The sequence below is a fragment of the Streptomyces sp. MMBL 11-1 genome (assembly GCF_028622875.1).
GTDB lineage: Bacteria > Actinomycetota > Actinomycetes > Streptomycetales > Streptomycetaceae > Streptomyces.
The window spans coordinates 1923961-1946428 of the sequence record NZ_CP117709.1 but is presented as its reverse complement, the minus strand read 5'-3'; the positions used below and the strand labels follow the sequence as shown (position 1 = coordinate 1946428).

The window sequence follows — 22468 nt, the reverse complement described above, 5'->3', positions numbered from 1 at the left end:
ACGGTCGTCGGTCCGGTGGGAGCGGGTGTGGGAGCGGGTGCGGGTGCGTTACGGGACATGGCAGGGGCGCCTTCCTGGGCACGGAATCGCTTAACGGTTCTCTGGTTCCGTTAAGATGGGTGTCACCGTAACAGGGGAAGCGTCTTTAATGGAACTGGAGACCCGTTATGACTTCTGAAGGTGCTGAAGGTGCTGTAGGTGCCGAGGGCTCTCAAAGCTCCGAGGGTGTCGACGCCGACGGCGGGGAGCCGGGCACCGTGCGCCCCGGTGGCCGCACCGCCCGGGTGCGGGAGGCGGTCCTGCGTGCCGCCGGGGACGCGCTGGTCGAGCACGGCTTCGACGGGCTCGACCTGGCCGATGTCGCCCGGCGGGCCGGGGTCGGCAAGACGACCGTCTACCGGCGCTGGTCCGCGCCCGCCGGGCTGGTGGCCGATCTGCTCTCGGACATGGCGGAGCAGTCGCTGCCGCGTGCCGACACCGGGTCCCTGGCCGGGGACCTCCGGGCCAACGCCCGCCTCGTGGTCCGCACGCTGACCGACCCCCGGCAGGGGCCCCTCTTCGTGGCCGTCATCGCCGCCGCCACCTGCGACCCCCGGGCCGCCGACGCCCTGCACCGCTTCTACGCGGTGCGGATCGGGGAGTGGTCGGGGTGTGTCGAGGCGGCGGTCGATCGCGGCGAAGTGCCCGCAGGCACGGACCCGGGCGAGGTGATCGCGGCGGTGTCGGCGCCCCTCTACTACCGGCTGCTGGCCAGCGGGGCGCCGCTGGACGAGGAGGCGGCGGACCGGGCCGCCGCCGCGGCGGTCGCCGCCGCGAGGGACGGGGTGTACGTGCGGTGAGGGGCGTGGGAAGCCCTTGACGGAGACCGGTTTCGCGGCGCCCGGACGCACGTCGATATGGTGCCGGAATGATATTCGGTAAAGCCGGGTTCGGGGGAGCTGTCGCCGACTTCGAGGCGGCGGTGACCGCGCAGGACGCCAAGCGCTCCGGCAAGGCGTTCGTCCGGTTGCAGGAGACCTTCGGGCAGGCCAGGGAGCCGGAGCTGCTGGACGGCGGGCCTCGGCTCGCCGCCGTGCTGGAGCAGGTGCCGCCCGGCCCCCGTGCCGTCGTCGCCGTGCTCGTCGGGGCCTGCGTCGAGCGCGGTGCGGACGCCGAGCGCTGCGCGCCGGGGGTGCTGGCCGGGCTGCGGTGGGCCCTGGAGCAGGCCCTGGTGTTCTCCGACGCGTGGGTCGCGACCGGCGGCGGCGCGTTTCCCGTTCCGGACGGGGGCGAGCCGGGCCCGGGGCCCGTGGAGCGGGCCGGTTCCGACGCGGCCGTCGGCTGGTGGACGCTTCCCCAGTGGGAGATGGCCGCCGTCGCGATGCTGAACCACCCCGGTGTGCGGCGGGCGGCCGGTTTCCGGGGCGAGGCGCTGCGGCTGCTCGGCGCGGTGGAGCGGGCCTCCGGCGTGGAGCTGAAGTCCCTCGCCTACGCGCTGCTCGTGCTGGACGACGAACCGCTCGTCGCCCTCCACCGGGCGAGCGGCACCGGCTACCTCCTGCGGCTCTCCGGCATCGGGGACAACTTCCAGCTGCACACCCTGCTCGCCGACGCGCTCATCGGCGGCGGCCATGTGGAGGGCCACGCGCCGTCGGCGCAGGAGGCGGCCGTCTGCCGGGAGACCCCCGGTCAGGTGGACACCGTGGGCTCCTTCGACCTGGTGGCCCCGGACGGCGAACTCATCTGGAACGAGGGCACCCCCGCCGACATCCCCGTCGTCGACGGCGTCCGGCTGCTGGTTCTGGACGAGCCGTCCTACCGGCGGTCGTGGCCCGCGGGCCGCTTCTTCCCCGGCATGCGCGGCGACGCCCTGCTGGAGCGCGCTCTCGACCCGGAGGAGACGGAACGCTGGTACGCCCACATCTCCCCGGCCAAGGACGTCACCGGCTGAACAGCCGCCCCCGGGGCGCGGTTCAGCCGATCCGGGTGCCCGTTCCGCTGACCCGGACCCTGGCGTCACCCGCGCGCAGTTCGACGGTGAGCGTGCCGGGGCGGCCCATGTCCGCCCCCTGGTGCAGCGTCAGCACGGCCGCGTCCGGTACGAGCCGCAGCTCCCGGGCGTACGCGCCGAAGGCCGCCGCCGCGGCGCCCGTCGCCGGGTCCTCGACGACCCCGCCCACCGGGAACGGGTCCCGGACGTGGAAGACCCCGGGCCCCTCGCGCCAGGCCAGTTGCAGCGTGGTCAGGTCGAGCCGGTGCATCAGCGCTTCGAGGCGCCCGAAGTCGTAGTCCAGGTCCGCCAGCCGTTCCCGGGTGGCGGCGGCCAGCACCAGGTGCCGGGCTCCCGCGTAGGCGATCCGGGGCGGCAGCGCCGGGTCGAGATCGCCGGCCGCCCAGTCCAGGGCCGCCAGCGCCTCCGCCAGGTCGGCCGCGGTGGTCTCCTCGACGCGCGGGGCCACGCTGGTGAGGGTGGCGCGGAGTTCGCCGCCCTCCCGTACGACCGTCACCGGCACCGGGCCCGCGGCCGTGACGAACTCCAGCTCCCCCGGCCCGTCCCGTTCGGCCAGGGCGAGCGCCGTGGCGACCGTGGCGTGGCCGCAGAAGGGCACCTCGGCCTTCGGGCTGAAGTAGCGGATCGTGTACGCGCCTTCGCCGGTCCGCTCCGTCAGGAACGCCGACTCGCTGTACCCCACCTCCGCCGCGACGGCGAGCATCGCCTCCTCGTCCATCCCGGAGGCGTCCAGGACGACGCCTGCGGGGTTCCCGCCCGCGGGGTCGGCGGAGAAGGCGGTGTAGCGCAGGACCTCGGGCGCGGAGTCAGGTGTCATGCAGAGATCCAACCCTGCCGCCGCTCCCGGCATTCCCCACTTCCGGTACGGCGACAAGGCGGTACGGCGATACGGAGGTACGGCGCGGGAGAGCGGGTCGCGGCCCCTCCGGAGCGCCGCGACCGCCCCCCCGGGACGGGTCAGTGGCAGTTCTTGACGCCCTTGTTCGCCTTGGTGGACTTCTTCCAGGAGCAGGAGTCCTGGAGCTTCCCGTTCGGCTTGATCAGCCGCGCCTTGTCGCCGGTGTTGTTCCAGACGTACGAGCCCCGGTTCCAGTGCACGGTGCCCGAGACGTTCTTGCCCTTGCCGGTGCGGAGCTTGACGGTCTTGCCGGCGCCGATCGTGTAGCTGCCGAAGGTGTAGGTGTAGCCGGTGTTGTCCTTCACCTTGTAGCCCTTGAGCTGGACCTTCTTCTTGCCGTTGTTGTGGATGTTCACCCACTCGGCGTTCAGCGACTTCGTGGTCCGGTTGTCCGTGCCGGGGCCGTCGTACTGCACGGTCCCGAAGTGCAGCCCGCCCTGGTGGGCGGCCGCCGAGGCCGGTGCCGCCGTGGCGAGGAGCGAGCCGGCCAGTGCGGTGGCGGCGGCCAGGGCGATCGGCGCAGCGGTGCGTATGCGCATGTGGTGTTCCTTCTGTGGTGTTCTGGTGAAGGTGTAACGGGGTGCGATCATACGGATAGCACGCGCTTGCTCGGCCGGGGGCGCAGAAATCCGCAAATTCGGTCACTTAATGGCTAGTTCGAGCGAATCTGATCGCCCGGAGGCTCAACCGCGTCCGATGTACGGCATGTTCGTCGCCAGGACCGTGGCGAACTGGACGTTGGCCTCCAGCGGCAGCTCCGCCATGTGCACCACCGTCCGCGCCACGTCGGCCGCCGCCATCACGGGCTCCACCGCCATCTCCCCGTTGGCCTGGAGGATCCCGGTCGACATCCGCTCGGTCATCTCCGTCGCCGCGTTGCCGATGTCGATCTGCCCGCAGGCGATCCGGTAGGCGCGGCCGTCCAGCGACAGCGACTTCGTCAGCCCGGTCATCGCGTGCTTCGTCGCGGTGTACGCGATGGAGTGCGGGCGCGGCGCGTGGGCGGAGACCGAACCGTTGTTGATGATCCGGCCGCCCTGCGGGTCCTGCTCCTTCATCAGCCGGTACGCGGCCTGCGCGCACAGGAACGCGCCCGTCAGGTTCACGTCGACCACCGCCCGCCAGTCCTCCGCGGCCAGGTCCTCCAGCGGAACGCCGCCGGGGCCGAACGTGCCCGCGTTGTTGAACAGGAGGTCCAGCCGGCCGAACCGCTCCCGTACGGCGGTGAAGAGCGCGCCGACCTCGTCGGCGTCGGTCACGTCGGTGGTGACGCACAGCGCCTCGGTGTCCCCGGCGGCTGCCGCCGTCCCCGCCAGCGGCTCCGCCCGCCGTCCGGCGAGCGCGAGCGACCAGCCCGCGCTCGCGAGGGCGAGCGCGACGGCCCGCCCGATCCCTGATCCCGCACCCGTGACGACGGCGACTTTCCGGCCGGTCTGCTCAGTGTTCATGGCCCGGCAGCGTACGGGACGGGTCGGTGCACGGGGCACGGGGTGCTCATCGACCCGCCATGCGGATGTTGTGCACGCGACAACGGTGCGTCGTCGCGTGCGGCTGCCATGAAGCCCGACAGCATCCGGGCTGAGGAGGGGCATATGACAGCCGCACAGATCATCATGACGCCCGAACAGAGCACACGGACGACCGAACTCCGCGCCGCCGCACGGCTGCTCGCACCGGGCGTGGGACGCAGGCGCTTCCTGACCGGCACCGCGGCCGCCGCCGCGCTCGCCTTCGCCGTGAACCTTCCCGCCGCCGGCACGGCGAGCGCCGCCGAACTCGACGCCCGCCGGATCACCGAGGACCCGTTCACCCTCGGCGTCGCCTCCGGCGACCCGCACCCGACGTCCGTCCTCATCTGGACCCGGCTCGCCCCCCGCCCCTACGAGCCGGGCGGCGGACTGCCGCGCGGCCGGGTCGCGGTGCGCTGGGAGGTGGCCCGCGACGAGAGCTTCCGCCGGATCGAGCGGCGCGGATCGGTCACCGCCCACCCCGAGTTCGCCCACAGCGTCCGCGCCGACGTCCAGGGCCTCGACTCCGGCCGGGTCTACTACTACCGCTTCCGCACCGGCGGCTGGACCAGCCCGGCCGGCCGCACCCGCACCGCCCCGGCCCCCGGAGCCCGCACCAGCTCCCTGACCCTGGCCGCCGTCTCCTGCCAGGCGTACCACGACGGCTACTTCACCGCCCACCGCCACCTCGCCGCCGAGGACGTCGACGTCGTGTTCCACCTCGGCGACTACCTCTACGAGTACGCCGTCACCGCCACCGGCGGGGCCCGCGGCTACACCGACCGCAGACTCCCCGCGCACTACAACCGCGAGACGGTCACCCTGGAGGACTACCGGCTGCGCTACGCCCTCTACAAGTCCGACCCGGACCTGCGCGCCGCCCACGCCGCCCACCCCTTCGTCGTCACCTGGGACGACCACGAGACCGAGAACAACTACGCTGGCGGCACCCCCGAGAACGACGTCCCGCCCGAGGAGTTCCTGCTGCGCCGGGCCGCCGCGTACCGCGCGTACTGGGAGAACCAGCCGCTGCGCACCCCGCAGCGCCCCACCGGACCCGACATGCGGCTCTACCGCCGCCTGACGTTCGGGCGGCTCGCCCAGTTCGACATCCTCGACACCCGCCAGTACCGCAGCGACCAGGCGTACGGCGACGGCTGGCGCACCCCGGGACCCGAGTCCGAGGACCCCGCGCGCACCATGACCGGGGCCGCCCAGGAACGCTGGCTGCTCGACGGCTGGCGCGCGTCACACGCCACCTGGAACGTCGTCCCGCAGCAGGTCACCTTCGCCCGGCGGCGCGATGTACCCACCGACGCCTTCAAGCTCTCCATGGACTCCTGGGACGGCTACCCGGCCTCCCGGCAGCGGGTGCTGGCCGGGGCCGAGGCCGCCGGCGTGGACAACCTCATGGTCCTCACCGGCGACGTCCACGTCTCCTACGCCTTCGACCTGAAGAAGGACTTCGACGACCCCGCCTCGCGCACCGTCGGCACGGAGATCGTCGCCACGTCCATCAGCAGCGGCAAGGACGGCGCGGACCGGCCCGCCAACTGGGAGAACCAGACCCGCGCCAACCCGCACCTCAAGCACTACAACGGGCGGCGCGGCTACACGCTCGTCACCCTCGGAACGAAGGAGGCCCGCGCCGACTTCCGTACGGTGGCCGCCGTCACGACCCCCGGAGCGCCGCTCACCACGGCGGCCTCCTTCGTCACCGAGGCGGGAAACCCCGGGCTCACGCCCGCGTAGCGCCTCACGCCCGCGGCAGCGGGCTCAGCGGTCCGCCGGGTAGCGGACGCCGATACGGTCCCGTACCGCGTCGAGCGTCCGCATCACCGCCAGCGAACCCTCCAGCGGGACGAGCGGGGACTCGCTCTCGCCCGCCCGCACCGCCCGCATCACCTCGGCGGCCTCGTACTGCATGCCCGTCAGCCCCCGCGGTCCCGGCCCCGAGGTGATCGTCTCCGGCTCCGCGCCCGCCCGCCGCAGGACGAAGTGGTCCGGGTGGAAGAAGTCGCGCGGGAGGTCGATCCGCCCGGCCGTGCCGATGACGGTGGCCGCCGTCGGGTGGTGGCCGACGATCGAGCACGAGAGCAGCGCGGTCGCGCCGGAGTCCCAGCCGAGCAGCATCCCCGTGTTCAGGTCGACGCCCTCCGGGGACAACAGCGCGTCGGCCTGGATCCGGTCCGGCTCGCCCAGCAGCAGCTGCGCGAACGACACCGGGTAGACCCCGAGGTCCAGCAGCGCCCCGCCGCCCAGGTCCGGGTCGCGCAGCCGGTGCCCGGGAGCGAAGTCGCCCGCGAAGCCGAAGTCCGCCTGTACGGTCCGGATCTCGCCGATCGCCCCGTCCCGGACCAGCTCGGTGAGGCGGCGGACCACCGGGTTGAGATAGGTCCACATGGCCTCCATCAGGAAGAGACCGCGGTCCCGGGCGAGGGCCACCAGCTCCTTCGCCTCCCGGCTGTTGAGCGTGAACGCCTTCTCGCACAGCACGTGCTTCCCGGCCCGCAGCGCCAGCGAGGCCGCCGCGTGGTGCGCCGAGTGCGGGGTGGCCACGTACACCACGTCCACCTCGTCGTCGGCGACCAGCTCCGCCCAGCTGCCGTAGGCCCGCCCGATCCCGTGCCGCTCGGCGAAGTCCCGCGCCGAGGCCTCCGTACGCGAGGCCACCGCCACCACCTCGGCGTCGGGAAGCCCCTGTACGTCCGCCGTGAACCTCGCGGCTATGCCGCCCGTCGCCAGAACACCCCAGCGCACCGACCCACCCATGCCCGCCACCCCAGCCCGCCCGAAAAAAGGTATCGACCACTCCGGCCGAGCTGAGAGCATAGATGCGTATTCAACGATGTGGAGACGAGAATGCCGGACAGCGGCGGCAGCCGGGCCCAGTCAGCGCACATACCCACCACCGGGACCGGGGCCGACGGCCGGCCGGTCCCGCACGGGGACGCGGGCGCCCTCTCCGTCGACCCCGCCGCCCCGCAGGTCACCGCCCCGGCCGGGCTGCCGGGAGCCCCCGACCTGCCGGCCACCCCCGGCCTCTCGGGATCCGCCGGACTCCCCGGCCCGGCGGCGAAGGCCGCCCGGCGCACCGGCCTCCTGGTCACCATGGTCCTCGGCGGGCTCACCGCACTCCCGCCGCTGTCCATGGACATGTACCTCCCCGCGCTCCCCGCCGTCACCGACTCCCTGGGCGCCCCCGCCGCCACCGTCCAGCTCACCCTGACCGCGTGCCTGGCCGGCATGGCGCTCGGCCAGCTCGTCGTCGGACCGATGAGCGACCGCTGGGGCCGCCGCAAGCCGCTGCTCCTCGGCATGGTCGTCTACGTCCTCGCCACCGCGATCTGCGCCCTGGCCCCCACCGCCGAACTCCTCATCGGCTTCCGCCTCCTCCAGGGGCTCGCCGGCGCGGCCGGCATCGTCATCGCGCGGGCCGTGGTGCGCGACCTCTACGACGGCGTGGAGATGGCCCGGTTCTTCTCCACCCTGATGCTGATCTCCGGCGTCGCCCCGGTCATCGCCCCGGTGATCGGCGGGCAGGTCCTGCGGATCACCGACTGGCGGGGCATCTTCGTCGTGCTGACCGCCGTCGGCATCGTGCTCACCCTGGTCGTCTGGAAATGGCTCCACGAGACGCTGCCGCCCGCCGACCGCCACACCGGCGGCGTCGCCGACGCCCTGCGCACCATGCGCGGGCTCCTCGCCGACCGGGTCTTCACCGGCTACATGGTCGCGGGCGGGCTCGCCTTCGCGGTCCTGTTCGCGTACATCGCCGCCTCCCCGTTCGTCGTGCAGGAGATCTACGGGGCCTCGCCGCAGACCTTCAGCCTGCTCTTCGGGCTCAACTCGATCGGCCTGATCACCGTCGGCCAGATCAACGGCAAGCTCCTCGTCGGCCGGATCAGCCTCGACAAGGTGCTCGGCTTCGGCCTCGCGGTGATCGTGCTGGCCGCCGTCGCGCTGCTGCTCATGACGACCGGCGTCTTCGGCGAGGTCGGCCTCGTGCCGGTCGCGGCCGGGCTCTTCGTCCTGATGTCGGCGATGGGCCTCGCGATGCCGAACACCAACGCCCAGGCCCTGATGCGCACCAAGCACGCGGCGGGCTCCGCCTCCGCGCTGCTCGGCACCACCTCGTTCCTCATCGGCGCCGTGGCCTCCCCGCTGGTCGGCATCGCGGGGGAGGACACGGCCGTACCGATGGCCGTGGTCCAGGTGGTGTGCGCGCTGTCGGCGGTGGCCTGCTTCCTGCTCCTGTGCCGCCCCTGGCGGCGAGCGGGCCGCGAGGCCGCCGGTATCTGACCGGGGCCCGCCGCCCGCCAGGGATTCAGCCGGTGCGCGGGTAGCCGATCAGATGCGTGCGGTCCTGCCGGTCGGTCCAGCGGAACACCCCGACCCCGGTCGTCTCCGTCCCCGGCAGCCGCGCGTTGCGTGACAGCCGGTCGGTGCTCCAGGTGGCGAAGTCCATCGAGACCGGGAGCCCGCCGCCGGACAGCGCCTCCGAGGCGTCGCGCGCGTTCTCGGCCCCGTACGCGATGCCGTCGTCCGTCACCGTGGCCAGCGTCAGATGGGCGGCGCCGCCCTCGTCCTCGAAGCAGCGGCCCTGCTTCGCCTTCAGGTCGAAGGCCAGGTTCCCGGCGATCAGGTAGTCGCCCGAGGGGGAGAGGACCGCCTGCGGGAAACGCCCCGGCTTTATGGCGGGCCTGTGGCACTCCACCGAGGTGAGGACCTCGCCGGTCGCCGCGTCGTGCACCGCCCACAGCTCGTGGGTCGCCGCCCGCTTGGTCTTCTTCGCGGGCGCCCACTTCGCCAGCACGTGGCCCGGCGTCGTCGACGTCACCACTCCGCTGCCCTTGTCGGTGCCCTTGGGCGCGACGTTCCGGCTGAACCAGCCGCCGTGCACCCAGAACTCCCGTGCTCCGCCCAGCAGCAGGCCGTCGGAGGTCTGGCCGTGCACCTCGGTGAGCTGCTTGCAGGCCGGGCAGCCCTTGGGGTACTTCAGCTTGTCCGCGCTCAGTTCGGACACCTCGCCGGTGACCGGGTCGACCAGGGTGCTGTTCGCCTTCCCGTCGCTGATCACGATGTCCGGTCCGGTCGTCAGGACGTTCGGGGCCCCGGACCAGGGCACCTCGACGCGCTGCCGGTTCCCGTTCGTGACGTCGTACAGATCGAGTGCGAGGAAGGTGTTCGCCGGCGACAGCCCGTCGCCGACCTTCCCGTAGGACCAGGTGACGAAGAACTGCCGGTCGCCCTTGGCCACCGCGGCGAGCTTCGGGTAGTGCAGCGGGTCCGGCAGCCGCCAGGCCTTGCCCCGCCAGCCCAGCTCGCCGGTGGCCGTGTCGACGGTGCGCAACCGGTAGCGGTTCCCGTCGGACCGCTCCAGATAGGCCAGCAGGCCCGTCGCGTGGGAGACGGCGACATCCGGGGAGGAGCCGATGATCTCCCAGCCCCGGTCCGTCGTGTACTGCGGCGGAACGGTCAACCGGGTCACCGGACCCGCGCTCGGCAGCACCGGCTTCGCCGTCCCGGTGGCCGCGCCGCTCTTCCGGCCGTCCTCGTCGGGGTCGCCGCCACAGGTGGCCAGCATCAGGAGCAGGGCGAGAAAGACCACCCCGCCGACGAGCGTCAGCCGCACGATCTTCTGCCTCATGGCTCCCCTGCTGGACCAACTTGACCTGGTGCCGTCCACGCGCGGGCCAGCGTAGCAACAGGCCCACCACGGTGTGGAGTTCACCGGATTCCCGTTCCGTACCGGTTACGTGAGGTCCCGGCGCGGGCCCGGCGGGTCCCGTGCCACCCGCGCACGTCTCTCCGTACCCCCCTGGGCCCCGGCGAAGCGGAATGCGCCCGCCGGGTCGCCTCCGCCTACAATTCGGCGGTGAACGTCACCCTCCCCACCGCACAGTCCCTGCGCGCGGCCCTGGCCGGCCTGCTCGACGGACTGCCGCCCAAGCAGGCCGCGCAGGCCGTCGACCGGCTGATCGCCAGCTACCGGGGGGAGACCCCGACGGACGCCCCGATCCTGCGGGACCGCTCGGACGTCGTCGCGTACGCCGCCTACCGGATGCCCGCCACCTACGAAGCCGTACGGTCCGCCCTCGACGCCCTGGCCGGGGCCGCGCCCGACTGGACGCCCGCCACGCACACGGACGTCGGGGGCGGCACGGGCGCGGCGAGCTGGGCGGTGGCGGGGGTCTGGGAGGGCCCGTCGACGACCGTCCTGGACTGGGCCGGCCCGGCCCTCGCGCTCGGCCGAGAACTGGCCGAGGCGTCCGGGGTCCCGGGGCTCCGCGACGCGCGCTGGGAGCAGGCCCGCATCGACGCTTCGCTGGAGCTGGCCCCGGTGGACCTGGTCACCGTCAGCTATGTGCTCAAGGAGCTGACCGCCGGGGCCAGGACCGAACTGGTCGACGCGGCGGCGGCCGCCGGACAGGCGGTGGTGATCGTGGAGCCCGGAACCCCCGACGGCTACGCCCGGATCATCGAGGCCCGCGACCGGCTGATCGCCGCCGGGCTGAGCGTCGCCGCCCCCTGCCCGCACAGCGGCGCCTGCCCGATCGAGCCCGGGACCGACTGGTGCCACTTCTCCGCCCGGGTCAGCCGCTCCTCGCTGCACCGGCAGGTCAAGGGCGGTTCGCTGAGCCACGAGGACGAGAAGTTCGCCTACGTCGCCGCGACCCGCTTCCCCACCGCCCCGGCGCCCGCCCGCATCACCCGCAGGCCGCAGACCCGCAAGGGCCAGGTGCTGCTGGAGCTCTGCACACGGGACGACGGCCTGGCCCGCTCCACGGTCACCAAGCGCCACGGCGAGCTGTACCGGGCGGCCAGGGATGCCGCCTGGGGCGATCCCTGGCCGCCCGCCGACCCCGCTGACCCCGCCGACTAGGCCCGCAGCTCCTGGGTGCAGCACTTCACGCTGCCGCCGCCCTTGAGCAGCTCCCCCAGATCCATCGGCACCGGCTCGAAGCCCCGGTCCCGCAGCGGGTCCAGGAGCCCGGTCGCCCCCTGCGGCAGCAGGACGTGACGCCCGTCGCTCACCGAGTTGAGCCCGAACGCCGCCGCGTCCGCCTCCCGGGCGAGCAGCGCGTCCGGGAACAGCCGCCGCAGCACCGCCCGGCTGCCGGGGGAGAAGGCGTCCGGGTAGTACATGATCTCGTCGGCCGCCGCGTCCAGCACGCACAGCGCGGTGTCCAGGTGGTAGTAGCGCGGATCCACCAGATCGAGCCCGATGACCGGCAGCCCGAAGAACTCCTGGGCCTCGGCGTGCGAGAGGGGACTGGAGCGGAAGCCGCGCCCGGCCAGCAGGTACGAGGCGGTGACGGCGAAGTCCCCCTCGCCCTCGTTGACGTGCTCCGGCTCCCGGACCTCGGCGAAGCCGTGTTCCCGGAACCAGTCCCGGTGCGCCCCGGCCTCCTCGTACCGCTCCCGGTACGCGAACAGCGCGCCGAGCACCCGGCCGCCGATCACCGTGGCGCCGTTGGCGGCGAAGACCATGTCGGGCAGGTCGGGCCGGGGGGTGAGCAGCTCGACGGTGTGGCCGAGGGCGCGGTAGCGGTCGCGCAGGTCCTCCCACTGGGTCTGGGCCAGCGCCAGGTCGACGGGTTTGGACGGGTCCATCCACGGGTTGATGGAGTAGGTGACCCGGAAGTGCGCCGGGGCGCACATCAGGTAGCGACGAGGGGTGGCGTCACGGTTCAACTCGGGCTCCTCGCGAACGGCGGCCGTAGCCGCGGAACGGTGGGATGCGCACGGTCTGTGCGTGAGCCCATGGTGCGCTGTGCGCGCCGAATCCGCAGCCAACCGATCGAGTGGTTCACCGGACCGCCCGGCCGCGGCCACCGCCCGGACGGCCTCGTCGCCCGGACGCGGCGCGTACCCGCACAGCAAGCCGGTGTCTACCCGCACCGCGAGTCGGTACGTACCAGCACCGCGAGTCGGTACCCACACCGCAAGACGATACGTTTCGGCTTGTCCGGCGTTAGATTGGGCGCATGGCACCCACCAAGGCACCCGACTCCAGCCGCCGCAGCGATCGCTCCCGCCGCGCGATTCACGAAGCCGCCCTCGCCCTCGTCGGAGAGGTGGGTTACCAGCGCACGACGATCGAGGGTATCGCCGCCCGCGCCGGGGTCGGCAAGCAGACCATTTACCGCTGGTGGCCCTCCAAGGCCGCCGTGCTGATGGAAGCCTTCCTCGACCTGGCGGGCCGGGCCGCCGAGGAGGCGGGGTCCGGCGGCGCCGAGCAGGGCATCCCCGACACCGGCGATCTGGTCGCCGACCTCAAGCTCGTTCTGCGGGCCACCGTCGACGAGCTGAACGACCCGGCGCTGGAGGTCCCCACCCGCGCGCTGACCGCCGAGGGCATCGTCGACGCGAAGCTGGGCGCCGAATTCGTCGCCAAGCTGCTGGAACCGCAGCTCGCGCTGTACGTCACGCGCCTGCGGGCGGCCCAGGAGGCCGGACACCTGCGTGCCGACGCCGACCCCCGGATCGCCCTGGAGCTGCTCATCGGCCCGCTGATGCACCGCTGGCTGCTGCGGACCCTGCCGCTCACCCACGCGTACGCCGACGCGATCGTCGACTACGCCGTCGGCGGGCTCGCCCCGCGCCGCTGACCCCCGGGCCGTCGGCGACCCCCGGACCCCACCGACAAGGGTGGGAAGTGCCCGTTATGGGGTGACATCGGGCGTGATGGTGCTCACTCGGTGCGGTGGTACACGCCCCCACTGGTGAACTCTGGCCACCCGAACCGCAGGATGGTGCGACGATGGAGAGGCAACGCTGAGGTGAACTGCTGAGGTGAGGGGATAGATGGGCGCCGATTCCGGCCGTTTCCGCGGCACAGAGAGCAGGATCTCCCAGTGGCTGCGGCGACGCCCCAAATCACCGGGAGCCGGGGCCGACGAGTCGGCCAGGGTCGCGCTGCTCCTGGCGGTCGCCGACGCGGGCATGCCCATCGCCCCCGCCGCCCACCCCCTCGGATACCGGTGTTCGTGCGAGCGCATCGGCTGTCCCACCCCCGCCCGGCATCCCATCTCCTTCGCCTGGCAGACACAGTCGACCACCGACCGCGCCCAGATCGAGCGCTGGGCCGGCGGCCAGCCGCTGGCCAACTTCATCACCGCGACCGGCATGATCCACGACGTGCTGGACGTCCCGCTCACCGCGGGCCGCAGCGCCCTGGAGCGTCTTCTCGACGCGGGTATCGACGTCGGCCCGGTCGCCCAGTCCGGCGAGGACCGGATGCTCTTCTTCACCGCCACCCGCGGCACCCCCGAGGACGAGGACGAGTGGTGGCCCTGCGAGCTGGACTGCCACCCCGAGACGATGGACGCCCACCCGGGTCTGCGCTGGCACTGCCGGGGCAGCTACGTGCTGCTGCCGCCCGCCCGGCTCCCCGGTGAGCTCGACGTGCACTGGGTGCGCGGCCCCGAGCACGAGCTGCCCGACCCGCTGACCCTGCTGGAGACGCTCACCGACGCCTGCGCGCGGTACGCGGGCAGTGCCGAGCAGAGCGAGCTGGACCACGACTCGATCGCCTGGCCGCTGAGCCGCTGAGCCGGTGGGCCGCTGGTCCGGTGGGCCGCTGGTCCGGTGGGCCGCTGGTCCGGTGTGCGACCGCCCGGTCGCGGGGCCGGGCGCCTTCGGACGGCGTCACGCCCGGCGGCTCGCGGCGACCTCAGCCCTGCCTGCCTACTCGCCCTGCCCGCCTACTCGCCCTTCGCCGCGACCAGGCCGGGCAGCCGGTTCAGCATCCGCACCTTGCCGCCGGATCCGGAGCCGGAACCCGACTCGGAGCCGGCCGCTCCCTCCCGCGGCGGGACGTGCACCAGCTGACTGGAGACCCGCTCCTTGGTGAGGCTGCTGTTCACCTCGCCGGTGAGCAGGGCCTTCACGTCCGCGTTGACCTCGGGCCGGAGCCCCTTCGCCGCGGTCTGCCGCTCGAAGTGCTTGCTGCTGAAGAAGACCAGCGCCCCGCCGTCCTCGGTGCGCAGCCCGAGCGGTGCGAACGCCGCGCTCGTCAGCGGCTGGTCGACGTACTGGTACGAGAACCCCGCCCGCCGGGTGGTGCGGCGCGTCTCGCGCCAGCCCGAGGTCGCCGTGGAGGGCGCGAACACGTCAGGGGTGCCGCTCTCCAGATAGCCGGTGTACGAGGCGCTCAGCTCCGCGGGCGCCACGGCCAGGCTGTCGTCCTGGGGTTCCACCGGGGTGGCGAGCCCGTCCTCGTCCAGGGTGAACTCCGGCACCTGGGAAGCCGGGAGGACCGCGAGATACGACGCCTTCCACAGCGCGTCGGGGCCCGACCGTACGAACACCACCAGCCAGCGGGTGTCCAGCTTCCCGCCGTCCTGGTCCCGGTTGGAGTCGGTGTCCGCGAGGAACCAGCGCGGCCAGCCCGCCTTCTTGGGAATGACGTACGTCGCGTCGTCCAGCACCAGCGGCTTGTGCGCCTTGTTGCCTTCGGGGTTGTACGTCTGCCGCGCCTTCAGCCCGGCCTGGTTGATCGCGCCGAGGGAACCCGTCACCCGGTCCGCGTCCAGCGCCGGATCGAACGCCTTGTCCGCCGCGTTGTAGGCGTCGGTGAAGTCCTTGAGCGCCTGTGCGGCCTCCGGCTTCTTCGCCCCGGGCAGCACTTCCAGCTCCCCGTGCACCGTCACACAGCCGCTCGCCGTCACGCACAGCACCGTCGCCGTCGCGAGCCCCGCCGTCAGCCGGCCCAGCCCAGGGTGTCTCGTCATCCGTTGCTTCTGCGCCTTCTGAATCCGTCGCCCGCACTGACCGTCGAAACCCTACCGGGGCGGCGCACGGCGTGCGGGCGGGGACCGGATACAGCGTCCACACCGTGACCTCGCGGGTCGAGGCCGCATCAGACCCGGCGTACGGGCACGATCAGCGGCCGGCCCGTGCGGGGGTGGGGGAAGACCTCCACCGGCTGCCGGTAGACCTCGCCGAGCAGCTCGCCGCTGAACACCGTCTCCGGCGGGCCCAGTTCCGCGATCCGCCCCTCGTGCAGGACGGCCGCCCGGTCCGCGTACGCGGCGGCGAGGCCGAGGTCGTGCAGCACGACCACCACCGCGTCCCCGGCGGCGGCCCGGTCCCGGCAGATCCGCAGCACCAGCTCCTGGTGGCGCAGGTCCAGGGCGGCGGTCGGTTCGTCGAGCAGCATCAGCGGGGCCCGCTGCGCCAGCACCCGGGCCAGCGCCACCCGCGCCTTCTCACCGCCCGACAGCGCCGAGAACGGGCGGCCCGCGAACCCGGTCACCTCGGTCGCCGCCATCGCCGCGGCCACCGCCGCGTCGTCCTCCGCCTCCCGCTCCGTACCGGCCCAGGGCGCCCGCCCCATCCGTACGACGTCCTCCACCGGGAACGGGAAGGACAGCGCGGCGGACTGCGGCAGCACCGAGCGGCGCAGCGCCAGATCGGGCGCGGACCACGCGGCGGCCGGACGCCCGTCGATCCGCACCTCGCCGCCGGCGGCTGGCAGATCGGCGGCCAGCGCCGCCAGCAGCGTCGACTTGCCCGCGCCGTTCGGCCCGACCAGGGCGACCACCTCGCCCGCGTGCGCGGTCAGGCCGACGGAGTCCAGCACGCACCGCTGCCCGAGGCGGACCGACAGCCCGACGGCCTCGACGACGGGGGAGCCGGGGGCGACGGGCGAGGGCAGCTCCCGGGCCCGTACCGCGAACAGGTCTCTCAGCGTCCTCATGCCCAACCACCTTGCCTACGACGGGTCCTGCGCAGCAGCCAGAAGAAGAACGGGCTGCCGAAGAGCGCGGTCAGCACCCCGAGCGGCAGCTCGGCGGGGGCCGCCACCGTACGGGCCGCGAGGTCGCCCACCACCAGGACCAGGGCGCCGCCGAGCGCGCTGCCCGGGACGAGGAAACGGTGGCCGGGACCGTTCGCCATCCGCAGCAGGTGCGGCACCAGCAGCCCGACGAAGGAGATGATCCCGGCGACCGCGACCGCCGCGGCCGTCAGCAGCGCCACCACCAGCACCAGGGTGATCCGCAGCCGTTCCACGTCCACGCCCAGGTGCCGGGCGGGCCGCTCGCCGAGGGCCAGCAGGTCCAGCTTGCGGGAGTGGAACGGGGCGATGAGCAGCCCGGCCAGGGCGCACGGCAGTACGGCGAGCACCTTGGGCCAGGTGGCCTGGGAGAGCGAACCGAGCTGCCAGAAGGTGATCTGGGTGATCTGCGCGTTGTCCGCGAAGAAGATGAAGAGCCCGATCAGCGCGCCCGCGAACGCGTTGACGGCGATACCGGTGAGGATCAGCGTCACCACTTCGGTCCGGCCGCCGGACCGCGAGAGCGTGTACACGAGCAGCACGGTGATGAGACCCGCGACGAACGCGCAGACGGTGATGGTCCAGTTGCCGAAGAAGCTCAGGCCGAGCGCGATCGAGGCGACCGCGCCCACGGCGGCGCCCGCCGAGATGCCGATCACGCCGGGCTCGGCGAGCGGGTTGCCGAAGACGCCCTGCATCAGCGCGCCCGCACAGCCGAGGGACGCGCCGACGAGCAGCGCGAGGACGACCCGGGGAAGCCGTACGTTCCACAGCACGCTCTCGCCGACCCGGTCCAACTCCTGGCCGCCGAGCCCGATCCGGTGCTGCACGGAGGACAGGACGTCGCCGAGCGGGATGGAGTACGCGCCGATCGCCGCGGACAGCAGGCAGCCGGCGAGCAGGGCGAGGGAGAGCACGGCGGCGAGGACGAACGCCCTGCCCCGGGGGGACGTGGGGGCCGCGCCGTCCGCTCCCTCGCCCGGGGACCTCCCGGCGGTCCCGGTGCGTTCCTCGTACGCGGTGGTCACCGGTCCGTGCCGCCCTTCGCGTACAGCTGCTCGACGATCGCGGCGAGCACCCGGTCGGTGCGCGGCCCGTAGTTGAGCAGCACCCCGTCGTCGATGGTGATGACCCGGCGGTCCATCCCCGCCGGGGTCTCCGCGATGCCGGGGATCTTCACCAGGCCGTCCATGCCGCCGACCGACTCGAACCCCTTGGTCATCAGGAGGATCGCGTCCGGAGCGGCCTTGGCCAGCGCCTCGCTGGTGATGGCGGTGAAGTCCTTGTCCAGCCCCGACTCCTTTCCGGCGTCCACCGCGCCCGCCGCCTCCAGCAGCGAACCGGCCCCGGACTCCGCGCCGCCCAGCAGGTAGACGGAGGCCGAGCCGCGCAGGTAGAGGAAGGCGACCCGGGGCTTCGTGCCGCCCCTGTGGTCCGGGATGGACTTCTGGACGGCGGCGATCCGGGACTCGGTGCGCTTCTTGAGCTCCGTTCCGGCGGACGGTACGCCGAGGGCCTCGGCGACGGTGTCGATGCGGCGGCCGACGTCGGCGAGCTCCTTGGCGGGCTCGACGACGAGCAGCGGGATACCGGCGTCGCGGATCTGGCCGATCGCCTCGGCCGGTCCGGTGGTGGTGTCGGCGAGGACGACCGTCGGCTTCAGCGAGAGCACGCTCTCCGCCGACACGTCGTGGGCGCGGGTCACCACCGGGAGCTTCTCGGCCTGTTCGAAGGTGGCGGTGATGTCCCGGGCGACCACCTGCTTCCCGAGGCCGAGGGTGAAGACGATCTCGCTCAGCGCCCCGGTCAGCGGCACGATCCGTTCGGTGGAGTCGATCGTGACCTCCGTGCCGTCCGCCGAGTCGACCGTCACCGGCAGCTTCGGCGCGGGCGGGGCGGCCAGCGGCTCGACCCGGTCGGCGTCGGCGGTGCTCCTGGCGGGCTTCGGCGCGGAGTCGCCGCCTGTGCCGCAGCCGGTCAGGACCAGGGCGAGGGCCACGGCGGCGGTGAGGACGGCTGCCGCCCTGCCCCGGGCCGGGCGACGGGCACAAGCCCGTCCGGCGCAGGGGCCCTTGGGGCACTCGGGGCACTCGGGGCCCTCGGGGCTCCTCGTGGCGAAGGCCTGCGAGATGTGCACGGGGCACCGTCCTGTCGTTCTGCGGCGTGCGGTCGGCCGTTCGCCGGTAGCGGTGTGACCGGAGGGGTTCCGGCCCGGGCTGGAATTAGCTTAGGTTAGCCTTACCTTGGTATCCAGTCCTTGGAGGGGCCTCATGCCGTTGTCCAGATCCACCCGCGCGCTCGCCGTAGCGCTCCTCGCGGTGCTGCTGGGGGCCCTGCTCCCCGCCGCCACCGCGCAAGCGGCGAGCCGTGCGGTGCAGGGCGGCCGGCTGGACTGGGCCATCAAGTCCTCGTTCCAGAGTTACGTCACCGGTCCCATCGCGGGCGGCAGTTGGAGCCTCACCGGCGGCGCGGCCACGGTCGGCGGCGGACAGTTCCGCTTCCACTCGGCGACCGGCTCCTACGACCCGGACACCGGAGCGCTCAGCTCCGGCTTCTCCGGCGGCGTGCACTTCACCGGTCACCCGAAGCCCGACGGCGGCAACGAGCTGGACCTCACGATCAGCCGCCCCACGGTACGGATCAGCGGCGGCAGCGGCACGCTCCACGCGGACATGGTCAGCAAGGAGCGGGGGACCGGCAAGGTCTCCCGTCGCTCCCAGGTGCCGCTGGCCTCGCTCGGCCTCGGCGGGATCGACATGAAGGGCGGTTCCACCCCCATCGCCCTCACCGGCGTCCCCGCGACGCTGACCTCCCAGGGCGCCGCCGCCTTCGCCGGCTACTACACCGCGGGCACCCCGCTCGACCCGATCAGCCTCTCCGTCGACACCGAGGGCGCGGCAGCCGGACCGAAGCCGTCCGCCCCCGACGAGAGGAAGGACGAGGGCGGGAAGAAGGACACGGAGAAGGCGGCGAAGAAGGAGAAGGCGGGCCGGTTCGAGGACGCCGCCGTCGACTGGGGCGTACGCCGCACCTTCCGCGAGTACGTCACCGGCTCCATCGGCCAGGGCGCATGGACGCTCGCCGACGGCGCCCAGGACGGCGGGGCCCTGTTCCGCTTCCCGCAGGGCAAGGGGACGTACGACGCGAAGAAACGGACGCTGGACGCGGACTTCGGCGGCAGCGTCCGCTTCACCGGCGCCCACGGCCTCGACCTGAAGTTCGCCGGTGTCACCGTCGCCGTCGCCCAGGGCGAGGGCACCCTGTCGGCGGACGTCACCAGCGAGGGCCGGACCACCGAGGACGTGCCCCTCATCACCTTCCCCGCGAAGGACCTCACGCCGAAGGAGGGGCTCGCCGTCCTCACCGAGGCCCCCGCCACCCTCACCGCCGACGGCGCCAAGGCGTTCAACTCCCTGTACAGGGCGGGCACCGCGATGGACCCGGTCTCACTCGCCGTGGCAGTGGACGAGAAGGCCCGGCTGCCCGCCCTGCCGGACCTCGGCAGTGGACCGACGGCGGCTGCCGAGCCCTCGAAGAAGGCCGCGGAGAAGGCGTCCGCCGCACCGGCGGCCGCCTCGTCCGGCTCCGGTCCGGGCACGGGCTTCCTTCTCGCCGGCGGCGGCGCGCTGCTGCTCGTCGCGGCCGTCGCCACGTTCCTCGCCCGGCGCCGCCGAGCCGCGCGGACGGCCCCCGCCGACGCGGCCCCCGGCCCCTCCCGGACTTCCTGACCCACGGCACCCCCAACGTGCCTGATGGGCCCTCACCCACGCCCTCACCCACTCCTTCACGCTCCCCCTCCTCTTCCTTCCCTTCCCTTCCCTCCCTTCCCTGTTCGCTAGGAGACCTCCCGACATGGCAGCAACCCGCCGCCCCATAGCTCTCGCCGCGGCCGTCGCCACGGCCGCCGTCCTGGGCGCGACCTTCGCCCTGCCCGCCCTCGCCGCCGACGGTTCCCCGGAGGCCGCGTCCGCCGCCGCTCCGAAGCTGGAACTGGTGGACGGCACGCTGGACTGGGGCATCAAGGAATCGTTCCGCAAGTACATCGCCGGCTCCATCGCGCAGGGCACGATCACCGTCGCGGACGGTGCCGAGCAGGCCTCCGGCAACGGGGTGTTCACCTTCACCGACGGCAAGGGCACGTACGACACCGCGACGCACGAATCCGCCACCGGATTCAAGGGCGGCGTCCGGTTCGAGGGCCACCACGGCCTGCTCGACGTCCGGCTCAGCGACATCAAGGTCGTCTCGGGGCGCGAGACCGGCATCATCACCGCCGACTTCACCAGCAAGAAGACGGACGGCACCGTCGTCACCAAGGACGACGCCCCGATCGCCGATCTGGACATGACCAAGGCCGTTCGGGGCGGCGGCCCGGGCGGCGCGATGGTCTTCTCCAACATCCCCGCCAAGCTGACCGCCGACGGTTCCGACGCCTTCGCCGGTTTCTATGCGAAGGGAGCCGAGCTCGACCCGGCGACGCTCTCGGTCAAGCAGGCGAACGTACCCCCCACCAAGCCGCCGACCACGCCCCCCGTGACCCCGCCGGTCACGCCCCCCGTGACCCCGCCGGCCACACCCCCCGCGACGCTGCCGGTGACGTCCCCGACGACCGGCGAGGCCACCGGCCGGCCGAGCACCGCCCCGACCCCGTCCGCCTCCGAGACCGCCGCGCCCGTCAGTGGCCCGGTCGTCGACGGCACCCTCGACTGGGGTGTCAAGGAGGGGTTCCGCTCCTACGTGGCCGGCCCGATCGCGCACGGCAAGGTCGAGACGAGCGAGGGCGCCACCTCCTCCGGCGACAGCTACCGGTTCGGCAGGGCCACCGGCGTCCTCGACGCCGACAAGAACACCCTGAAGGCCGCGTTCGAGGGCAAGGTGCGCTTCCTCGGCCACGAGAAGGGCGGCGTGTACGAGCTCGACCTCTCCCTCAGCAACCTGAAGGTCGACGTCAAGGGCACCTCCGGCAAGCTGACCACCGACGTCTCCACCAAGGCGCGCCCGACCGCCGACAACCTGAAGCCCGAGATCAAGGTGGTCAGGGGCGTTTCCTTCGCCGACCTGAAGGTGCCCGCGGGCGCGCTCGCCGCCAAGGACGGCATCGTGAACCTCAAGAGCATCCCGGCGACGCTCACCGAGGACGGCTCCAAGGCGTTCAGCGGCATGTACCCGAAGGGCGAGAAGCTCGACGCCCTGAACGTCGCGGTCTCCCTCGACAAGGACGCCCGGCTTCCCGGCGGCTCCGGCTCCACCGGCGGTTCGGGTTCCACGGGCGGCTCGGGTTCCACCGGCGGTTCCACGGCGGGCGGTGCCACGGTGGGCGGTGCCACCACCGGCGGCGGCACGGTCGGCGGTTCCGCCGCCCTGGCCTCCACCGGATCCGATGTCCCGGCCGGCGCCCTGATCGCCGCCGCCGGCGTCGTCGTGGCGGCCGGCGCCGGTGTCGTGATCGCGGCACGCCGTCGCCGCGACTCCACCGCCTGACGTACCCGCACATCCCCGGGGCCGTACCGGCGGCAGCAGTGCTCGCCGGTACGGCCCCGCGGCCGTGCCCCGCTCGGTTCCCGCCCCGGGCCCGGGCAGTGCTTGAATGCCCCCGTGAGCGACTACGACGTACCCCGGGGCATCGACGTCCTGCGCGTGTTCTGCGGACCCGACGGCCGGTACGGCAACGCCCTCGGCGTCGTACGCGACGGACGCGGCCACCCCGACGAGGCCTCCCGGCAACTGCTCGCCCGGCGGCTCGGCTTCAGCGAGACCGTGTTCGTCGACGACCCGGAGCGCGGGCGGGTGGACATCCACACCCCGGGGCTCCGGCTGCCGTTCGCCGGACACCCGCTGGTGGGCACCGCCTGGCTGCTGGACCTGGAGGTTCTGGAGCTGGAGGTCGGGGACGTGTTCGCGCGCCAGGACGGGGAGTTCACCTGGATCGCCGCCCGCCCCGAGTGGGTCCCGCCGCGCGTGCTCCAGCAGTACGCGAGCGCCGCCGAGGTCGAGGCGCTGCCGGGACCGCCGCCCGGCGAAGGGTGGCTCTACGCCTGGGCCTGGGAGGACGAGGCGGCCGGGCGGGTGCGCGCGCGGGCCTTCCCGAGGCGCGGGGAGGAGATCGTCGAGGATGAGGCTACGGGCGCGGCGGCCCTGCTGCTCAGCGCACGGCTCGGCCGGGCCCTGAACATCACACAAGGACGCGGCTCCCAGATCCTCACCGCACCCGCGCCGGACGGCACGGTGGAGGTCGGGGGCCGCGTCCTGATGGCCGTGCGGGGCTGACCCGGACGGCCCGCCCGCCG

The 22468-nt window shown here is 73.3% G+C and carries 20 protein-coding genes; 10 read left to right on the top strand and 10 right to left on the bottom strand.

Translation table 11 applies throughout. The features are described from left to right. Positions 1–167 precede the first annotated feature (167 nt). Together PSQ21_RS08295 and PSQ21_RS08290 are read left to right on the top strand one after the other, a co-directional pair. Entirely contained in the window at positions 168–839 is a 672-nt protein-coding gene (locus PSQ21_RS08295; protein ID WP_274029782.1) for a TetR/AcrR family transcriptional regulator, read from the top strand. Positions 840–907: 68 nt separating this feature from the next. Then, complete coding sequence (locus PSQ21_RS08290; RefSeq protein WP_274029781.1) at positions 908–1930, top strand: hypothetical protein; 1023 nt, start codon at positions 908–910, stop codon at positions 1928–1930. 22 nt (positions 1931–1952) lie between these two features. On the opposite strand, the gene PSQ21_RS08285 is transcribed toward PSQ21_RS08290, so the two are convergent. From PSQ21_RS08285 to PSQ21_RS08275, 3 genes are all read right to left on the bottom strand, one after another. Then, positions 1953–2807 (bottom strand): PhzF family phenazine biosynthesis protein, encoded by an 855-nt coding sequence (locus PSQ21_RS08285; protein WP_274029780.1) that lies wholly within the window; start codon positions 2805–2807, stop codon positions 1953–1955. A 140-nt stretch (positions 2808–2947) separates the two neighbouring features. Continuing rightward, positions 2948–3427, bottom strand: coding sequence for a lamin tail domain-containing protein (locus PSQ21_RS08280; protein WP_274029779.1), 480 nt, complete (start codon positions 3425–3427; stop codon positions 2948–2950). Positions 3428–3571: 144 nt separating this feature from the next. Continuing rightward, the gene (locus PSQ21_RS08275) at positions 3572–4336 is read right to left on the bottom strand and encodes an SDR family oxidoreductase (protein ID WP_274029778.1); all 765 of its coding nucleotides are present in this window, start codon (positions 4334–4336) and stop codon (positions 3572–3574) included. 144 nt (positions 4337–4480) lie between these two features. On the opposite strand from PSQ21_RS08275, the gene PSQ21_RS08270 reads away from it, so the two are divergent. Next, positions 4481–6148 carry an alkaline phosphatase D family protein gene (locus PSQ21_RS08270; protein ID WP_274029777.1) on the top strand — a complete coding sequence of 556 codons (1668 nt, stop codon included), beginning with the start codon at positions 4481–4483 and terminating at the stop codon, positions 6146–6148. Positions 6149–6172: 24 nt separating this feature from the next. On the opposite strand, the gene PSQ21_RS08265 is transcribed toward PSQ21_RS08270, so the two are convergent. Beyond that, complete coding sequence (locus PSQ21_RS08265) at positions 6173–7168, bottom strand: Gfo/Idh/MocA family protein (protein ID WP_274029776.1); 996 nt, start codon at positions 7166–7168, stop codon at positions 6173–6175. Positions 7169–7258: 90 nt separating this feature from the next. Between PSQ21_RS08265 and PSQ21_RS08260 the strand changes: the two genes are divergently transcribed. Further along, the gene (locus PSQ21_RS08260; protein ID WP_274029775.1) at positions 7259–8698 is read left to right on the top strand and encodes a Bcr/CflA family efflux MFS transporter; all 1440 of its coding nucleotides are present in this window, start codon (positions 7259–7261) and stop codon (positions 8696–8698) included. Positions 8699–8723: 25 nt separating this feature from the next. Here the strand turns inward: PSQ21_RS08260 and PSQ21_RS08255 are convergent, their stop codons facing one another. After that, positions 8724–10046 (bottom strand): hypothetical protein, encoded by a 1323-nt coding sequence (locus tag PSQ21_RS08255; protein WP_274029773.1) that lies wholly within the window; start codon positions 10044–10046, stop codon positions 8724–8726. Positions 10047–10274: 228 nt separating this feature from the next. On the opposite strand from PSQ21_RS08255, the gene PSQ21_RS08250 reads away from it, so the two are divergent. After that, positions 10275–11282 (top strand): small ribosomal subunit Rsm22 family protein, encoded by a 1008-nt coding sequence (locus PSQ21_RS08250; protein WP_274029772.1) that lies wholly within the window; start codon positions 10275–10277, stop codon positions 11280–11282. On the opposite strand, the gene ddaH is transcribed toward PSQ21_RS08250, so the two are convergent. Continuing rightward, entirely contained in the window at positions 11279–12196 is a 918-nt protein-coding gene (ddaH, locus tag PSQ21_RS08245) for a dimethylargininase (protein ID WP_397989093.1), read from the bottom strand. The two genes, PSQ21_RS08250 and ddaH, sit on opposite strands and share 4 nt — an antisense overlap. A 191-nt stretch (positions 12197–12387) precedes the next feature. Here ddaH and PSQ21_RS08240 point away from each other — a divergent pair, with 191 nt between their 5' ends. Further along, complete coding sequence (locus PSQ21_RS08240; protein WP_274029768.1) at positions 12388–13011, top strand: TetR/AcrR family transcriptional regulator; 624 nt, start codon at positions 12388–12390, stop codon at positions 13009–13011. Positions 13012–13207: 196 nt separating this feature from the next. Next, a complete protein-coding gene (locus PSQ21_RS08235; protein ID WP_274029767.1) occupies positions 13208–13954 on the top strand; it encodes a bifunctional DNA primase/polymerase in 747 nt (248 codons plus the stop codon). A 152-nt stretch (positions 13955–14106) separates the two neighbouring features. On the opposite strand, the gene PSQ21_RS08230 is transcribed toward PSQ21_RS08235, so the two are convergent. From PSQ21_RS08230 to PSQ21_RS08215, 4 genes are all read right to left on the bottom strand, one after another. Beyond that, positions 14107–15135 (bottom strand): hypothetical protein, encoded by a 1029-nt coding sequence (locus PSQ21_RS08230; protein ID WP_274029766.1) that lies wholly within the window; start codon positions 15133–15135, stop codon positions 14107–14109. A 128-nt stretch (positions 15136–15263) separates the two neighbouring features. Beyond that, positions 15264–16103, bottom strand: a complete 840-nt coding sequence (locus PSQ21_RS08225; RefSeq protein ID WP_274029764.1) for a heme ABC transporter ATP-binding protein — start codon at positions 16101–16103, stop codon at positions 15264–15266. Continuing rightward, positions 16100–17209 (bottom strand): FecCD family ABC transporter permease, encoded by a 1110-nt coding sequence (locus PSQ21_RS08220; RefSeq protein ID WP_274029763.1) that lies wholly within the window; start codon positions 17207–17209, stop codon positions 16100–16102. The genes PSQ21_RS08225 and PSQ21_RS08220 overlap by 4 nt, the downstream gene beginning before the upstream one ends. Then, complete coding sequence (locus PSQ21_RS08215; protein ID WP_274029762.1) at positions 17206–18318, bottom strand: heme/hemin ABC transporter substrate-binding protein; 1113 nt, start codon at positions 18316–18318, stop codon at positions 17206–17208. Before PSQ21_RS08215 ends, PSQ21_RS08220 begins: the two co-directional genes overlap by 4 nt. A gap of 133 nt (positions 18319–18451) precedes the next feature. Between PSQ21_RS08215 and PSQ21_RS08210 the strand changes: the two genes are divergently transcribed. The 3 genes from PSQ21_RS08210 (at position 18452) to PSQ21_RS08200 (ending at position 22448) form a co-directional block, all read left to right on the top strand. After that, positions 18452–19909, top strand: a complete 1458-nt coding sequence (locus PSQ21_RS08210) for an HtaA domain-containing protein (RefSeq protein ID WP_274029761.1) — start codon at positions 18452–18454, stop codon at positions 19907–19909. A gap of 124 nt (positions 19910–20033) precedes the next feature. After that, positions 20034–21662, top strand: a complete 1629-nt coding sequence (locus PSQ21_RS08205) for an HtaA domain-containing protein (protein WP_274029760.1) — start codon at positions 20034–20036, stop codon at positions 21660–21662. Positions 21663–21776: 114 nt separating this feature from the next. Continuing rightward, positions 21777–22448 carry a PhzF family phenazine biosynthesis protein gene (locus PSQ21_RS08200; protein ID WP_274029759.1) on the top strand — a complete coding sequence of 224 codons (672 nt, stop codon included), beginning with the start codon at positions 21777–21779 and terminating at the stop codon, positions 22446–22448. The last annotated feature ends 20 nt before the right edge of the window (positions 22449–22468 follow it).

Bases quoted from the DNA above. Each gene is read 5' to 3' on its own strand.
- PSQ21_RS08295 (WP_274029782.1), top strand. From the start codon at position 168: ATGACTTCTGAAGGTGCTGAAGGTGCTGTAGGTGCCGAGGGCTCTCAA.
- PSQ21_RS08290 (WP_274029781.1), top strand. From the start codon at position 908: ATGATATTCGGTAAAGCCGGGTTCGGGGGAGCTGTCGCCGACTTCGAG.
- PSQ21_RS08285 (WP_274029780.1), bottom strand. From the start codon at position 2,807: ATGACACCTGACTCCGCGCCCGAGGTCCTGCGCTACACCGCCTTCTCC.
- PSQ21_RS08280 (WP_274029779.1), bottom strand. From the start codon at position 3,427: ATGCGCATACGCACCGCTGCGCCGATCGCCCTGGCCGCCGCCACCGCA.
- PSQ21_RS08275 (WP_274029778.1), bottom strand. From the start codon at position 4,336: ATGAACACTGAGCAGACCGGCCGGAAAGTCGCCGTCGTCACGGGTGCG.
- PSQ21_RS08270 (WP_274029777.1), top strand. From the start codon at position 4,481: ATGACAGCCGCACAGATCATCATGACGCCCGAACAGAGCACACGGACG.
- PSQ21_RS08265 (WP_274029776.1), bottom strand. From the start codon at position 7,168: ATGGGTGGGTCGGTGCGCTGGGGTGTTCTGGCGACGGGCGGCATAGCC.
- PSQ21_RS08260 (WP_274029775.1), top strand. From the start codon at position 7,259: ATGCCGGACAGCGGCGGCAGCCGGGCCCAGTCAGCGCACATACCCACC.
- PSQ21_RS08255 (WP_274029773.1), bottom strand. From the start codon at position 10,046: ATGAGGCAGAAGATCGTGCGGCTGACGCTCGTCGGCGGGGTGGTCTTT.
- PSQ21_RS08240 (WP_274029768.1), top strand. From the start codon at position 12,388: ATGGCACCCACCAAGGCACCCGACTCCAGCCGCCGCAGCGATCGCTCC.
- PSQ21_RS08235 (WP_274029767.1), top strand. From the start codon at position 13,208: ATGGGCGCCGATTCCGGCCGTTTCCGCGGCACAGAGAGCAGGATCTCC.
- PSQ21_RS08230 (WP_274029766.1), bottom strand. From the start codon at position 15,135: ATGACGAGACACCCTGGGCTGGGCCGGCTGACGGCGGGGCTCGCGACG.
- PSQ21_RS08225 (WP_274029764.1), bottom strand. From the start codon at position 16,103: ATGAGGACGCTGAGAGACCTGTTCGCGGTACGGGCCCGGGAGCTGCCC.
- PSQ21_RS08210 (WP_274029761.1), top strand. From the start codon at position 18,452: ATGCCGTTGTCCAGATCCACCCGCGCGCTCGCCGTAGCGCTCCTCGCG.
- PSQ21_RS08205 (WP_274029760.1), top strand. From the start codon at position 20,034: ATGGCAGCAACCCGCCGCCCCATAGCTCTCGCCGCGGCCGTCGCCACG.